10 protein-coding genes are annotated in these 14,490 nt (G+C 44.5%); 5 read left to right on the top strand and 5 right to left on the bottom strand.

What is annotated here, in order from left to right:
* Window position 1 precedes the first annotated feature (1 nt).
* From EZE20_RS12880 to EZE20_RS12870, 3 genes are read right to left on the bottom strand one after another with little or no spacing between them, the layout of a single operon-like run.
* A complete protein-coding gene (locus EZE20_RS12880) occupies window positions 2–1,417 on the bottom strand; it encodes a TolC family protein (RefSeq protein ID WP_165933470.1) in 1,416 nt (471 codons plus the stop codon).
* Window positions 1,418–1,447: 30 nt separating this feature from the next.
* Entirely contained in the window at window positions 1,448–2,818 is a 1,371-nt protein-coding gene (locus tag EZE20_RS12875) for an HlyD family secretion protein (RefSeq protein WP_132118233.1), read from the bottom strand.
* A gap of 57 nt (window positions 2,819–2,875) precedes the next feature.
* Window positions 2,876–5,080, bottom strand: coding sequence for a peptidase domain-containing ABC transporter (locus tag EZE20_RS12870; protein WP_165933469.1), 2,205 nt, complete (start codon window positions 5,078–5,080; stop codon window positions 2,876–2,878).
* 167 nt (window positions 5,081–5,247) lie between these two features.
* Here EZE20_RS12870 and hemF point away from each other — a divergent pair, with 167 nt between their 5' ends.
* On the top strand, window positions 5,248–6,162 hold the full coding sequence (gene hemF / locus EZE20_RS12865) for an oxygen-dependent coproporphyrinogen oxidase (RefSeq protein WP_132118229.1): 915 nt from the start codon (window positions 5,248–5,250) through the stop codon (window positions 6,160–6,162).
* A 4-nt stretch (window positions 6,163–6,166) separates the two neighbouring features.
* Here hemF and EZE20_RS12860 read toward each other — a convergent pair whose 3' ends face one another.
* Window positions 6,167–7,270 carry an o-succinylbenzoate synthase gene (locus EZE20_RS12860; RefSeq protein WP_132118227.1) on the bottom strand — a complete coding sequence of 368 codons (1,104 nt, stop codon included), beginning with the start codon at window positions 7,268–7,270 and terminating at the stop codon, window positions 6,167–6,169.
* Window positions 7,271–7,308: 38 nt separating this feature from the next.
* Between EZE20_RS12860 and lpxK the strand changes: the two genes are divergently transcribed.
* Genes lpxK through EZE20_RS12840 form a run of 4 tightly spaced genes read left to right on the top strand, consistent with a single transcriptional unit; the run spans window position 7,309 to window position 13,995 of the window.
* Window positions 7,309–8,391 carry a tetraacyldisaccharide 4'-kinase gene (gene lpxK / locus EZE20_RS12855; protein ID WP_228713718.1) on the top strand — a complete coding sequence of 361 codons (1,083 nt, stop codon included), beginning with the start codon at window positions 7,309–7,311 and terminating at the stop codon, window positions 8,389–8,391.
* 22 nt (window positions 8,392–8,413) lie between these two features.
* On the top strand, window positions 8,414–10,399 hold the full coding sequence (locus tag EZE20_RS12850) for a putative porin (protein WP_132118225.1): 1,986 nt from the start codon (window positions 8,414–8,416) through the stop codon (window positions 10,397–10,399).
* Window positions 10,400–10,434: 35 nt separating this feature from the next.
* On the top strand, window positions 10,435–11,031 hold the full coding sequence (gene miaE, locus EZE20_RS12845) for a tRNA-(ms[2]io[6]A)-hydroxylase (protein ID WP_132118223.1): 597 nt from the start codon (window positions 10,435–10,437) through the stop codon (window positions 11,029–11,031).
* A gap of 54 nt (window positions 11,032–11,085) precedes the next feature.
* A complete protein-coding gene (locus EZE20_RS12840) occupies window positions 11,086–13,995 on the top strand; it encodes a PD-(D/E)XK nuclease family protein (protein WP_132118221.1) in 2,910 nt (969 codons plus the stop codon).
* On the opposite strand, the gene EZE20_RS12835 is transcribed toward EZE20_RS12840, so the two are convergent.
* On the bottom strand, window positions 13,992–14,360 hold the full coding sequence (locus tag EZE20_RS12835) for a DUF1801 domain-containing protein (RefSeq protein WP_132118219.1): 369 nt from the start codon (window positions 14,358–14,360) through the stop codon (window positions 13,992–13,994). The two genes, EZE20_RS12840 and EZE20_RS12835, sit on opposite strands and share 4 nt — an antisense overlap.
* Window positions 14,361–14,490: the final 130 nt, after the last annotated feature.

The raw sequence follows: 14,490 nt of genomic DNA, 5'->3' as shown, positions 1-14,490 counted from the left end.
GTTACTCGTTGTTCCACGAGCCTAAGCCAGCGGCGAAAAGCAATGTGGAAAGCGCTTTTTCATATTTTGATCGCAGCGATTCTACCTTTATTTTTAACTCATTCAATTTAGATTCACGGGCATTGACCAGAAACAGTGAACTTTCGCCCAATTCAAATTTCTGAACTTCGGCTTTCAGTAGTAATTCCTGATTTTGAATTGAAGCTGTCTGAATACGAATCTGATTTTCCAACGTCTTGACATCATTAAATGCTGCGTTGATTTCGTTGGAAATTTCGCGTTGCAGCTGTTGCTGTTCCAGGGTATTTTGCAATTGCTTAATCCGGATTTGTTGCAGCTTTCCCCGTTCTTTTCTTAGAAACAGGGGGAAATACACATCAATAATTAGTTTATAATTATTATTAAAACTGGAAAACCCTGTTTGAGTCTCTTGCCCATTAAGTGTAATTCCTTTGTATAGCGCCGCCGTTTCCAGATTTACCACCGGTTTCAGCATTTCCCGGCCAAGTCGTTCATCTATTTGTAGTTGCTGCTGTTTGAAATTCAATTTCAGAATATCCGGATGCGATTCCCGTGCCAGTCGCAGCAGATCGTTCAGTCGCTCAGGGCCAAGAACCAGACCCATAGCAGGTTGTGGAATTGCGTTTTCCGGGAGTTCCAGAGGTACCTGTTCCCGCGACCACAGGTGGTTAGACAATAGCAGCCGGGCATTTCGGACGTCAAGCGTAGCCTGTGACAGTGCCACTTCCCGATCCTGTAAGGTTACGAGGGCTTCCACGGTATCAATTACCGCCGCTTCACCCAGATTTACCCGCTGACTTAATGCCTCATACCGAATCTGAGCGAGTGTATAAAATTCTGTTGCCAATTGATATTGCTGATAAGCAAAGTACCAGTTCCAGTAATCTTTGGCAGAACTAAGGATGATTTTGTTGATCATTCCTACGCGTTCTGCATCCGCAATTTCCTGAAAAACCTGGGCTTGTCGTAGGGTCGCCCGGCGGGAATCAATCAAAAAACCCTGCCCAATCGGTACAGTAAGTCCCAGATACGTAATACCTTCGGGACCTGTCCGAATATCATCACTTAGTGTTTCTCCTACGTTTCGATCGTAACCAAGTTTGAGGTCGGCGCCACCAACCCATACCGGAACTTTCAGAAAAAAGTCACTGCGGTTGAAATACTCTTTGGATTGGTATACTTTCCGGTTAAAGGTCCCTTCAAGCTTTGGATCAAAGCCACCTCTTGCCATCATGAGATCCTGACGAGCCGACTCCGGAATCAGCTCGCTTTGCTTGATGACGGGATGATTGGCCAGGAGTTGCTCATAAAAATCCCGATAGGTAAATAGCAGCGAATCCTGAGCAATAGCTGAAAAAGAACTTAAAATAAGTACAAACAGATAGGAAAGTTTCATGGGTTTTATGCTGTACATCTATCTGGAAAGCTATTTTTTTGCTCCGTCAGCAGATGATTTTGTCGTTAATTTTTCAATTTCGCTTTCATTCAAATTAGGAGGGAAGCCGTTCAACTGCCGCCAGATTTCGTACCAAACGGGCACATCAGACAGCATGACCCAGCCATATACGCCGGAGCCCTGCCGAATCGCAGCGGGCCATTCTTCTCCTTTTTTGGGCACAACCAATAAACGGAATTTGCCATTTGCCGAATTTACCTGGTCAATAACCGACACCGTTCCGCCAAAAGTACCGACCGAAACACCGGGCCATCCGGCAAATTGGAGCGCTGGCCAACCGTCAAATTCGAGTCGTACTTCCCGTCCGGGTGAAACCAATGCTACATCCATCGGATTTACATATACTTCCACCGCAATCTGCGAATTGTCGGGTTGCAGCGTCGCAACAGATTCCCCTTCTTTGATTGTTTCGCCAATACCGGCTTTCATAGCCTTGACCAGAAAACCCGACTGAGGTGCGCGAACCACGTAATTGCCCTGCCGGACTTCAATACTTGCGTATTTATTGATCAGTTTGGAAAGTTCAGATTCGCCATCGGCCAGGCTGGATAGCGCCGAACTGCGATCCGAGTTTGCTTTGGCAATTTTGTCCTGATAATCGGCCGTAATCGAGTTGAGCTCAATACGGGCATTGATAAATTCCTGTCTGGAAATATCCAGTTTATTTTGTTGGGAAATTAACTTCGCAGCTTCTTCCTGAATTTTCAAACGTCTGGATTCCAGGTCTGTAAGCGAAAATAAGCCATCTTTAAAACCATCTTCGTAGCGTGCCAACCGGCTTTGTGTGATCTCATAGTTTTTCTGAAACGCCAGAAGATCCGTACTGTCACTTACCACCTTCATGCGCGACTGTGTTATCTTGTTGCGCATTTTTTGTAGGCTAAAATCCAGGCCGGTGCGTAGAGCTGTCAATTGTTGATTCAAGGCGTTAATTTTAAGTTTATAACCCTCAATTGCCTCCCGCTTTGCCTGAATTTGCTCTTGATAGCGTTTAAGAATTTCCGGGTCAAAATACTCGTCTTTTACCTCAGAAATTACAAGCAACGTATCTCCTTCTTCTACAAAAGCACCTTCCTGCACATACCATTTTTCGATTCTGCCGCCAATGATATTCTGAATCGTCTGCGGGCGGCCTTCCGGATCCAGTGCGGTGACTGAGCCCGTACCGGAAATGTTTTGCTGCCAGGGTAAAAATAAAATAAGGATAAGGGCCAGAACTATTCCCTGAATCCATTTGGCAAATGTTCGTGCGGTCTTTGGCGATGATAGCGTGCTGAGGGCGTGTAATCTATACTTGTCAAGCACTTCGTCGTTTACCCGTATTTTTGATATATTAAGCATGTTTTGTTAAACCTTGTCAAGTGTATTTTTAACGAATGTTCAGTAAAATAAGGATGCTCAGGAAAGCAAATTTTCAAATTGAAATAAAAATTCAGGCGAATTCTTAATATCCTCATACGCCCCATGAATCGTAACCTGTCCTTCGTGCATCACGAGCACTTTGGTACATGATTTCATGAAATACAGATCGTTTGAAATCAGAATCAACGACCAGGGATTTTCCTCTTGTGTCAGGGTTTGGATGAGTCGTTGCCTTTCCTTGACTTCCAATGAATGAAAAACATCGTTGATCATCAGTAGTTTAGGTTTGGTAATGAAGCAACGCGCCAGGGTTATTTTGAGTAAAAAGCTTTCTGAAAACCGCCGTCTGCCGGGCAACATTTGCGTACTAAGTCCATCGGGAAGTTGACTGATTTCTTCGTTAAGATTCAACAAGCCCAGTGCCCAATCCAGATCTGCCAGGCTTATTTCGTGCCGACCCATCGTGATATTTTCCAGAATAGAGCCTTCAAAAATATCATCCGTCGAAATATTCTGTTCGATGTAGGAGCGCAGGCTTACTACATTCAGATCGCGCAGCGAAATTCCATTGTAGCTTATACCTCCCTGATAGTCAGTAAGTAAACCTGACAAAACCCGAAGGAGCGTATTCTTTCCCGAACCATTGGTACCAGTCACACACATGGATTCACCCGGTTTGATCGAGAACGAAATGTTTTTAAGCGCACTGGAATTTTTGTCTTTGTATCCATAGTGTAACTTCGTAACATCCACATACAGGCCCTTGGTAGATTGGTTGGGAGTAAAACGGAAGCCATGCTCTCGTTCAAGCGGCATGTCCGTTACATTTCCAAGTTTTTCAACGGCAGTAAGCGCGTCAAAAATTGTATCAATGCTTTGGATCAGTTTCTCAACAGAGTTTGTCAGGAGAACAATAATAATTTCAGTAGCTACAAACTGACCCAGCGAAATTTGCCGATCCACTACTAGCACGGTACCCAAGATAAGCAATCCGCCAATTACCATTGTTTTGAAGGCAACGGCATTCCAGAAAAATATTTTCAGGATTTTAAAATGTTTTTTTCTGTAAACCAGGTAGTTGTTCACTAATCCGTCCATTTTGTCCATGGGCAAATTGGCCGAACCTGCTAGTTTAAACGTGTATAGAGAACGGGCAATGTCTTCCAGCCATTGAGCTACTTTGTACTTGTATTTCGATTCTACCAAACTCGTTTGCAGTCCTTTGGGGCCATTTACATAAATAATAATGGACACAATCAGGATCGTAAAAAATCCGAAAGCGATAAAAAACGGATGGTAAAAAGAAAGAAGCATGATACCCAACACGATTTGCAGGATTGCGCCGGTGATATCAATCAGGATTTTGGGTAAAGATTTTTGAACGGTGATGATGTCAAAAAACCGGTTCATCAGTTCAGGTGGATAGTAACCCAACAACGATTCTGCTTTTACACGCGGAATCCGATAGGTAAATTCAAAGGCCGCTTTGGCAAAAATTCGCTGTTGAATCGTTTCTACCAAAGTAAATTGAATGATTTGCATAATGCCGGAAGCGAGCACTCCGCCAATCACCACAAAAAGCAGCAGATAGACCGAGCTAAACACCATTCCACCTGAAATTAGATTTATAATAGCCTGTATACCAAGAGGAAGTGAGAGCGTTATGAGTCCAATAACGATGGCATAGAGGTAAATATACCCTATGTCTTTTTTCTCATTTCCGAGTAATCTGAAAAATCGCTGAACGGGTGTCAGCTGTTTTTCTTTGGCATAATCGGCCTGACTGACGAGCGACTCCATCGGAAAGGCTGTAATATAAAGTGCCTTGCCATTTTTATCTAAATCCGACGATTCTTCCCAGGTAAAAGGATTTTTTGGGACTATCGGTGCGTCGGATTCTACGCTATCACTCCTGAAAATATAGTTAATTACCTCCCCTGTATGATTTCTTCCAGCCAGAACCGGGATAAAATGTCCATTTTCTTTCTCAAAAAATAGAATCGGAAAAGCAGACTCCTGAATCAATTCCGTGAGGTTTCCGGCGGTTATGTGGCTGCTAATCAGGGTTAAATCGTATTCCCGGGCTTTGGCAATAAGGTCATTTATAAAAATCGGCAGATCTTTGTCCTCATATTTGACCGAATGAAGCGCATCATAATTTTCGTTGATAGTGGTATTTTTGGAATCAAATGCATTGGCAAACTGCGTACATATGGCATGTATTAATTGGGAATTCATCATGTCACAAATAATAGATCGTGGGTTTTTGGGTTGCATGAACAGAGCAATCTGACGTATATAACGTATTAGTGTTTTTGAATGTTCGAGTCAAAATACATAAAATTAATTTATACCTGGTATTGCATAGTATGTAAATGCAGATGCCATATTTTTTTACAAATTACTCTATGGAAAGTACAGAAATAGTTTCATTTTTTAAAGAATTACAGGATTCTATCTGCTCAGAAATTGAAATTGCGGACGGGAAAGCCCTTTTTCAGGAAGATCAGTGGGTACATCATTCGGGAGGAGGGGGTCGTACCCGGGTGATTCAGAACGGCAATGTCCTTGAAAAAGGAGGTGTCAATTTCTCGTCAGTACAGGGTGAGCTGCATGTCCGGCTGAAAGCCCAAATGGGGATTGCGGATGATCAGCCGATGCAATTTTTAGCCACAGGGGTTTCCATTGTGATGCACCCGATATCGCCAAAAGTTCCCATTATTCACATGAATGTACGTTATTTTGAATTAAGTAACGGCGATTGCTGGTTTGGTGGCGGTATTGACCTGACGCCTCATTTTGTGGTTGAAGAGGATGCACGCTATTTTCATCAGTGTCTGAAAGAAGTTTGCGACAGGCATCACGCTGGTTTTTATCCGGACTTCAAACAGTGGGCCGACGACTATTTTTATATTCAGCATCGCGATGAGACACGTGGCATTGGCGGAATTTTCTTTGATTACCTCAAACCGGATCAACCCGGCAAAGGGCAGGGACTTACAAAAGGACAATTATTTGCTTTCGTCAAAGATGTAGGCAAAACCTTTGCACCGGTTTATACTCATTTTATGTACCTGCATCGCGAGGAGCCCTATACAGCCCAGGAAAAAGAATGGCAGTATTTGCGGCGTGGACGGTATGTTGAATTCAATTTGGTATGGGATCGGGGAACGAAATTCGGTCTGGAAACCAACGGCAGAACCGAGTCTATTTTGATGAGTCTGCCACCCCGGGCTGAGTGGGCCTACGACTATCAGCCGGAAGCCAATACTGCCGAAGCCCGAACGTTGGCGCTTCTTAAAAAGGGAATTAACTGGGTATAAACATTCAGGGAACCAGCCAGGAATTATCCAAAACTGACAATTCCCAGCTTTCGGAAGGCTCACTGAACAAATAACCTTTTCTGATACGGAGCGGGGAATCAATATTGGTTTCGTACAATTGTCCGGTGCCGAGCCCTTGCGGCAGATCGGATGCATATTGACCCGTAAACTGCGCAATGGCATTCAGGCCGATATTGGCTTCTAGTGCCGACGTAATCCACCATCCAATCGAAAGCCGTTGTGCAATTTCGATCCATTCACGACATTGTTGAAAGCCCCCTAACAACGTGGGTTTGAGGATGATAAATGGGGGAGTTGTTTTTTTAAGAAGGGCGAATTTTTGCATGTAGTCCATCTTGCCAATCAGTTCTTCGTCAAGGGCAATGGGTACAGGCGAAGATGTGCAAAGCTCGGCCATGCAATCCGTTTGGCCGGCAGCAATGGGTTGTTCGATAGAATGAAGGTCAAATTGCGCAAGACGATCCAATTTTTCCCGGGCATTTTCGGGAGTAAAAGCCCCATTAGCGTCCACGCGCAGACCAATTGTCTGTGCCGAAAATTCAGAACGAATTGCTTGCAGAATACGACATTCCTGCTCAAAGTCAAGTGCGCCAACTTTCATTTTCAGCGTAGTGTAGCCCTGTTTTAGCTTTTCTTCGATCTGTTTATTCATGAACTCTTCCGTTCCCATCCATATCAACCCGTTGATAGGCAATCCTTTACCTGCTGTGCTGAATTCATTTTTGAACACCAAGCATGAGCCACCGTTCATGAAATCAAGCAGCGCCATTTCAATGCCAAACCGAATGGATGGGAATTGGTTTGGAATAACCTGTTGTAAAATTATGGGAAGATTAAACGGAAAAACCTCTAAATCAAGGCTGTTAAAAAGCCTGCAAATCTCTCGTAACTTTGCCTCAAAATCGGGAATGTCGTCTACGCTCAACCCCGAAAGCGGAGCACATTCGCCATAACCTGCTACGCCGGGCTGCTCAGGATCGGTAATTTTTAATAGCCAGGATGTTTTTTGGGTAAGTACCCCGCGGGACGTTCCCGCATCAAATTTGAACCTAAGGAAAAGGGGTTGATATTGAATAGTTAATGGCATGAAAAATGGGCGTCAGAAGTAAATTGGACTTCAAGTATATGAAAAAAAACAGGTTATTCGGTCTGAAATTTATAAAACAAAGCCTGATAAAATTGGCCTGGAAGCCACTGACCTGGCTCTATTCACTGGTTACTTCTGTCCGTAACTTACTTTATGATACTGGATTACTCCGTTCTTTTACCGCCAAACAATTTACAGTCGTGGTAGGAAATTTGACCGTTGGAGGTACCGGAAAAACACCTATGATCGAGTATTTGATTCGAAGTTTTGCAAGGGAGTTTCAGCTAGTGACGTTGAGCAGGGGCTATGGCCGTGAGACCCGGGGGTTTCGGCAGGCTTCTTCACAGTCAACCGCCCGGGAGGTGGGGGATGAACCGCTGCAATATTATGAAAAATTTGGTAAAAATTGTCACGTGGCTGTTTGCGAAGATCGGGTTAAAGGTGCGCAAATTCTAGCTCAGCAGTGGCCAAAGCATAACTTGCTTCTGCTGGATGATGCCTTTCAGCATCGTCGATTAAAGGCCGATCTGTACTTGTTACTGAATGATTTTAATCGTCCTTTTTACGAGGATGAGCCTTTTCCGGGCGGACGACTCCGCGAAAGCAGGCAAGGTGCAGGGCGGGCAGATGCGGTAATTTGCACGAAGTGCCCGGCCGATTTAAGCCCAGGCAAACGGATTGAAATTGAAACTGCTGTGGGCCGGTATATCAGGTCGGGCACACCTTGTTTTTTTTCAAGTATTCGCTACGCTTCCATTCGCAGATTCGACGAACATATTGTTCAACCCGGCGGACTTTTTGTGTTGACCGGCATTGCCCAACCTGAGCCTTTGCTGCACTATTTACAGGAGAATTATTTAGTAAACGGCATCAAACTTTTCCCGGATCACCATCTGTTTACAGAAAGTGACGTACTAACCGTATTAAAAAGTGTTAAAAATGAAGAATTGATCGTTACGACTGAAAAAGATTTGGTCAAATTGCGACCTTTGACCCAAAATCTAAACCTGATGCACCGCTTTGGATATATCGCTATGGAAGTAGATTTCGGATCTGACACCGGGCGTTTTCAGGAATGGTTAACTTTACACGTCAGAACTCCGATGCTGACTCGCAGCTAGTCGTGCGAGGCAACCTAATAGAATGAAAAAACAATCCATTTTACGAACATTTTTTTTGCTTGTACTGGTCGGTACAGGATCGGTCGCTATTGCGCAGATTCGCCCCGGCGGAATTAATTTGCCGCGGGGAATTCCAACCCAAGGCGGCCAATCAGGTGGAGGAATAGGCGGCAGTCAGGGCGGAAGTCAGGGTGGTGGCGCAATTCTGGACGACAGCACGCAAAATTTGTACGGTCCGTCTACCGCACTTCATTTTTATGAAGACGATATTTTAAATAATCGCGATTCGTTACGCTATCGCCTCGATACTTCCCTCACAGGCGTGCATCGCTGGAATTTTGTTGATCGCAGCTGGAATCACCTTGTCGATTTGGGGAATTTGGGCACGGCAACGCGTCAGACGTTCTTTCAACCACGAACGCAAGTGGGGGCGCAGTTGGGGTTTCGGGCCTACGATCCTTATGCCATACAGCAAGACGAAGTACGCTACTATGATACCAAGTCGCCGTTAACCGAAATGACATTTTTTTCCGGCGGTCGCGGTCGGAATATCCTTCGTTTTGGCTTTAATCAAAATATAAATTCAAAGCTTAATCTTGGATTTCGTTTGCAGCGATTTACCTCCAACAAACAGTATGGAACATTCAGCACGCTGGGTTCAGAGGCAAATCTGGCCCAAAACTGGAATTTTCTTTTTCATGGCAGCTACACCTCACCCAACAAAAAGTACAGTATTTTGGGGCACTATCGGCACCTGAACCATGACGTAAAAGAACAAGGAGGCTTGTTGAATGTGCAGGATACGGTTGATACGGGGCAGAAATTGTTCATTTACGATGGTCAGGCCCGGCTCAGCGACCTGGCTCGTTCGTGGGAGCGACGGCATGTATATCATGTGTATCAGCAGTATCGGTTAGCCAATGGCTTTCAGCTATTTCAGCAAGGAGGAATTTCATTTGTAAAAGATCGATACGTAGATAATAATCCCGCACAGGGTTTTCAAAATCGCGTATATCCCGACACGCTGTTCGGCTCAGATTCTACTCGTCAGGATATTTATTACCGACTGATTGATACCAAATTAGGTATCAAAGGAACATTTTCAGGTTTTAATTATCGGGCCTGGTATCGTCCCCGGATTTACAGCATAAACAGTATTTATAATAACTCAGACACCACGCGGACCACCTATTCCAATGCGCGTTTTGAAAACATTGTGGGCTTGTGGCTTAGTTACTACCTGAAAGATTCTTCACAGCATATTACGGCCGAAGGCGAGCACCTGCTCGGTCGTGACTTCATGCTTCGGGGAGAGCTCTCTACCCGATGGTTCCGGGCAGGGTATCAAACCTCTTTCTGGACGCCTGATCTGCTGATGCAGCGGTACATCAGCAATCATCTGCGCTGGGATAACGATTTTAAACTCACCGGAGCCAATACAATTTTTGGGGCTTTGCCAGTCAAAGTAAAAGACCTCTCTTTTGTACCCGAAATGCAATATCACCTGGTAAGTCGTTATGTGTATTACGATACCGCCGCCGTAGCCCGACAGTTTAATGGATCATTTAGTTTACTTCGCATTGGTGCCCGAATAAGCTGGCAGAAGAAGAAGTTTAATGCAAGCGGACAGGGCTTTTACACCGTAAATTCCAACTCGGACGTCATTCGTATTCCCGCTTTGTTTGTATCGGCGGAGTTAAGTTATGATCTTATTTATGCCAAAGTTCTTTACATTCAGCTGGGGTTGGCGGCGCATTATCGGTCGTCCTATTTGGCGGATGCCTACATGCCTTTAACTCAGCAGTTTTTTTTACAAAACGATTTTGTGGTAGATCGCTACCTGATTGCCGATGCCTTTGCCAGTTTGCGCATCAACCGGGTGCGCCTGCTCCTGAAAATGTCGCACATCAATGAAGGTTTTGGAGTGGCCGGTTACTACACCACGCCCCGCTATTTGGGTTTGCAGCGAACATTTAGTTTTGGCTTGTACTGGCCGTTGTTTGATTAAATTTCCTTTTTTAGAAAAATAAAATCCTTCAAAAAATGACACTGACAACCTTAGGTCTGACCCTCTCTACGGATCCGCGATGGGTCGATATTGCGGGGATGAAGCTCAGCGAAGTGCTCATTGACCATGCCTACTGTGAGCAAAAAGCCGCCTCCTCTTGTATTTCTCTGATTGTTCATTTCCCCGAAAAAACAAAGCTGGTAGAAGTTTTAACACCGATTGTGAGTGAAGAATGGGGTCATTTTCAGCGGGTTTTGAAAGAATTAAAAAAAAGAAATATCCCGCTGGGCCGTCAACGTAAAGATGAATACGTGCGGCAGTTGCAGGAAGTTTTGTTCAAAAAAGGAAATACCGAAGAAGTTTTTCTGGATCGTTTGCTGGTTTGTGCGCTGATAGAAGCTCGCAGTTGTGAGCGATTTAAGCTGCTCTCAGAGCAACTGGAAGATGAAGGTCTGCAAAAATTTTATCGGGAATTAATGATTTCAGAAGCCGGACATTACCGGGCTTTTCTGGATCTTGCCGAAGAATATATTTCCGCCGAAAAAGTACGCAGGCGCTGGAAGGAACTACTCGAAGCAGAAGCCCGAATCATGCAGAATCTTGAACTCAGAGGCGATCGCATGCATGGCTAATCTTTCATTTAACAAAAATATCCATCCATTATTTTTTATACTAAAACCCTATCTATGAAGTCTTTTTTGAGTGAAGTTGCGAATTATTTGCTGGAAAATCATGAGTCTGATCTGGAACAATTGGCGTTGGTGGTGCCTACCCGCCGTGCGGCTTTTTTTCTAAAAGATGAACTCGCGAATGCTACGCTGAAACCCGTCATTTGTCCGCATATTGTAGCCATTGAAGATTTCATTTCTGAGCTCAGTACGTTGGAAATAGCCGATTCTGTGAGCCTGCTTTTTGAGCTTTTTGAAACCTTCAAAACCGTTGATCCCAACATTCAGTTTGACCGCTTCATGGGCTGGGCGTCGGTCCTGATGAGTGACCTCGATCGCATCGATCAGTACCTGGTCGATACCAACTATTTGTTTGACTACCTGACCGAGGCCAAAGCCGTAGAACGCTGGGAAGCAAGCCTGCCTGCCGGACGGTCGCTGCCGCAAAATGGTGGTGCCAAACCCTATTTTGCCCTTTTTGAATCCATCAATACCGTATATCATTTGTTTCGGGAGCGCCTTTTGGGGCAGGGTAAGGCGTATCGGGGTATGGCCTATCGGCACGTAGCAAGCTATGATATTCCTACCTTACTTGATCATGTAGCTTTTTCAAAAGTTTATTTTATAGGTTTTAATGCTTTTACGGAAGCAGAAAAAGTGTTGATTCAGGCGCTTAGAAAAGCGGGAAGAGCCGAAACGCTGTGGGATACAGATGCCTACTATATGTCTGTAAATCAGGAAGTAGAAGCAGGAATCAGCCTTCGAAAATACAAGAAAGATCTCACCTTTGGCCCCTGGAACTGGACGCAGGATCATCTGCTTTCGACGTCTAAGGATGTCTATGTGTATGGCGTGCCAAATGCCACACTTCAAACCAAGGTAGCTGGCGAGCTCTACACACAACTTTTGTTGACTGATGACCCCGAACATCCTGTACCAACTGCCATAGTGCTGGCCGACGAGAATCTGCTTTTACCGATGCTGTATTCGCTGGATGATCGCATTAAGGATTTTAACATTACGATGGGCTTATCGTTGCGTAATTCTATGTTGTATACGCTGGTAGACAGCATTTTTGAATTGCAGCAGCAGGTCGCCGAGTTTCGAACGAAGGATGGACGGACGCTGAAAATTCCAAAATTCAATCATAAAACCATCAGTAAAGTACTGAATCATCCCTTTATCCGACATTATGAGCAGGTAGTTCTGCGCCCTTTGGCGGCTGATGAACCCACAATAGTTCAGAAAACATTGCGGGAAATCAATCAAAATAACCGGGTTTTTCTAAGTACTCACGAGCTTCTGACGATTGGCGAAAGTCACAGGTTGTTTGAAGTTTTGTTTACCCGTTGGGACAAAAATGATTCGAGGCAGGTAATTCAATCGATGTATCAACTGATTGATTTACTGAGAGATGTGTATAAAGATTATAAGAATGCCCTGGAAACGGAATATTTATACCTCTTCTTTACCTTACTGAAACAATTTGAACAAACCGTAGCCAATCGACCTGAACCGCTCACACTTCGTACTCTGCGTTCCTTTTTGTTTGACCTGATCAGAACGACAAAAATTCCGTTTAGCGGAGAGCCTGTGAGCGCTTTGCAAATCCTGGGGATGCTGGAAACCCGCGCTCTGGATTTTAGCCGGGTAATTATTATATCGCTAAACGAAGGCACGTTGCCGCAGGCTAAGCGGCAAAATTCTTTGATTCCGTTTGACATTGCCAAGGAGTCCGGCCTGCCTACGCATTTGCATCAGGAGGCCGTCATGTCTTACCATTTTTACCGCCTGTTGCAGCGGGCTTCCGAGGTTCATTTGATGTACGTAAATACAACGGATGCCATGGGTGGGGGCGAGAAAAGCCGCTTTATTCAACAACTGGAATATGAATTGACGGCCTATAATCCGGCATTTAAAATCCACAATCGGGTGGTTGCGTTTGACGAGCAGGCGTTTGAACCCCTTGCGCAGGAAGTTCCAAAAGATGACGCAATGCTGGCCCGAATCCGTACTTATTTGGCCGAAAAAGGGCTTTATCCCACCCACATCAACGACTTTATTCGCTGCTCCATGAAGTTTTACCTCAGTCGGATTGTTGGTGTGGAAGACAAAGAAGAGATCGAGGAGGAGCTGGGAATGGATAAAATCGGAACGTGGCTGCACGCAGCGCTTGAAACCCTGGATCAGGACTACTTTCTCCTGGGAAAGGATCCAACCGACGAGCAGATTAAAGCGGTTTTGCGGGAGGAATTTGACGCCTTGTTTACCGGTTACGTAACTGATATGGGCCTGAACCGGGTGTATTATCAGATTGGAGAACAGCAGATTCTGGCTTTCTTAAAATTCCAGATAGAAAATCCTGATCGCCGGAAGGTGTTAGCCGCAGAGAAGAAAATCCAGACAACGCTGCATATGTCAGTTCATGGCCAATCGGTGCAACTTCTGTTGGGCGGAAAAATTGACCGTGTGGAGCAAGATAATTCTCAAACGCTGTTTGTAATGGATTATAAAACGGGGAGCGTGGAATTAGCAGCGGAAAAAAAGAACACTATTCAGGACAGAATAGAAAAGCTACGCCTTGATCCGGCGCTCAAAGCGGGCTATGCAAGGCAGCTTTGGTTGTATAAGTATTTGGTATACAAAGCATTGGAGCAACCAGAAGGATTGGTTTTGGGTGAACAAACCTACCGCTCCGCCAATGTGCAGGTTCAGGCGGGTTTTTATTCGTTTAGAAATCCAACAAAGACTTTTGAGAACCAATTGGAAATTACAGACAGCCCGAATGCAGCGCAATTTATTGCCGAATCAGAAAAGCTGATTCAGGAAATTGTTGCCGAACTTCTCAATCCAGAATCGAAATTCACCCAAACGACCGACCGCTCTATGTGTCAGTATTGTGACTTTAAAGGTATTTGTGCCCGTTAATTCTGATTGGATTCCTGAATCATTAATGCCCGTTGAATCATTTCTAAAACTACTTCTTCTTGTCTTTTCAGATCTTCCAAATCCTGAAAAGACAGGGAACGAATCATTTTGCGATTTCTATTCAGCAAGACTCCGTCAGGGTCGTCGAGCAAATGCCCACGGGTAAAGCCCAATTCTACGCAATTCCATTTTTTTACAAACGAAATAAAACAAAACCATGATCCTTTGTAGTAGTAAAATGGCTGCCCCCATGCGAGCCTAAAGGAAATTCCATTGGCAGAGTTTTCTACTAGTGCATGCAATCGATAAAGGACCGCACGGATAGGAGCTGGGTGCTTGTCAAAATAGGCAAAAGGTGTACTCATGCGGTGGAAATGCTCAGAAGAATGGAAGAAAATGAATGTAAGTTTCAGCTACATGAGTAGAGAATTCAGTATAAAGCATTTGTTGAATAACTGATTATATTAAAATTAAATCTTGAATTTACGCTAAACT

It is taken from the genome of Arundinibacter roseus (assembly GCF_004348825.1).
GTDB lineage: Bacteria > Bacteroidota > Bacteroidia > Cytophagales > Spirosomataceae > Arundinibacter > Arundinibacter roseus.
This window is presented reverse-complemented; position numbering and strand designations above follow the sequence as displayed.

What these genes read in the sequence shown, in the direction of transcription:
- EZE20_RS12850 (WP_132118225.1), top strand. Translation starts at nt 8,414, where the DNA reads ATGAAAAAACAATCCATTTTACGAACATTTTTTTTGCTTGTACTGGTC.
- hemF (WP_132118229.1), top strand. Translation starts at nt 5,248, where the DNA reads ATGGAAAGTACAGAAATAGTTTCATTTTTTAAAGAATTACAGGATTCT.
- EZE20_RS12870 (WP_165933469.1), bottom strand. Translation starts at nt 5,080, where the DNA reads ATGATGAATTCCCAATTAATACATGCCATATGTACGCAGTTTGCCAAT.
- lpxK (WP_228713718.1), top strand. Translation starts at nt 7,309, where the DNA reads ATGAAAAAAAACAGGTTATTCGGTCTGAAATTTATAAAACAAAGCCTG.
- EZE20_RS12835 (WP_132118219.1), bottom strand. Translation starts at nt 14,360, where the DNA reads ATGAGTACACCTTTTGCCTATTTTGACAAGCACCCAGCTCCTATCCGT.
- EZE20_RS12880 (WP_165933470.1), bottom strand. Translation starts at nt 1,417, where the DNA reads ATGAAACTTTCCTATCTGTTTGTACTTATTTTAAGTTCTTTTTCAGCT.
- EZE20_RS12840 (WP_132118221.1), top strand. Translation starts at nt 11,086, where the DNA reads ATGAAGTCTTTTTTGAGTGAAGTTGCGAATTATTTGCTGGAAAATCAT.
- EZE20_RS12875 (WP_132118233.1), bottom strand. Translation starts at nt 2,818, where the DNA reads ATGCTTAATATATCAAAAATACGGGTAAACGACGAAGTGCTTGACAAG.
- miaE (WP_132118223.1), top strand. Translation starts at nt 10,435, where the DNA reads ATGACACTGACAACCTTAGGTCTGACCCTCTCTACGGATCCGCGATGG.
- EZE20_RS12860 (WP_132118227.1), bottom strand. Translation starts at nt 7,270, where the DNA reads ATGCCATTAACTATTCAATATCAACCCCTTTTCCTTAGGTTCAAATTT.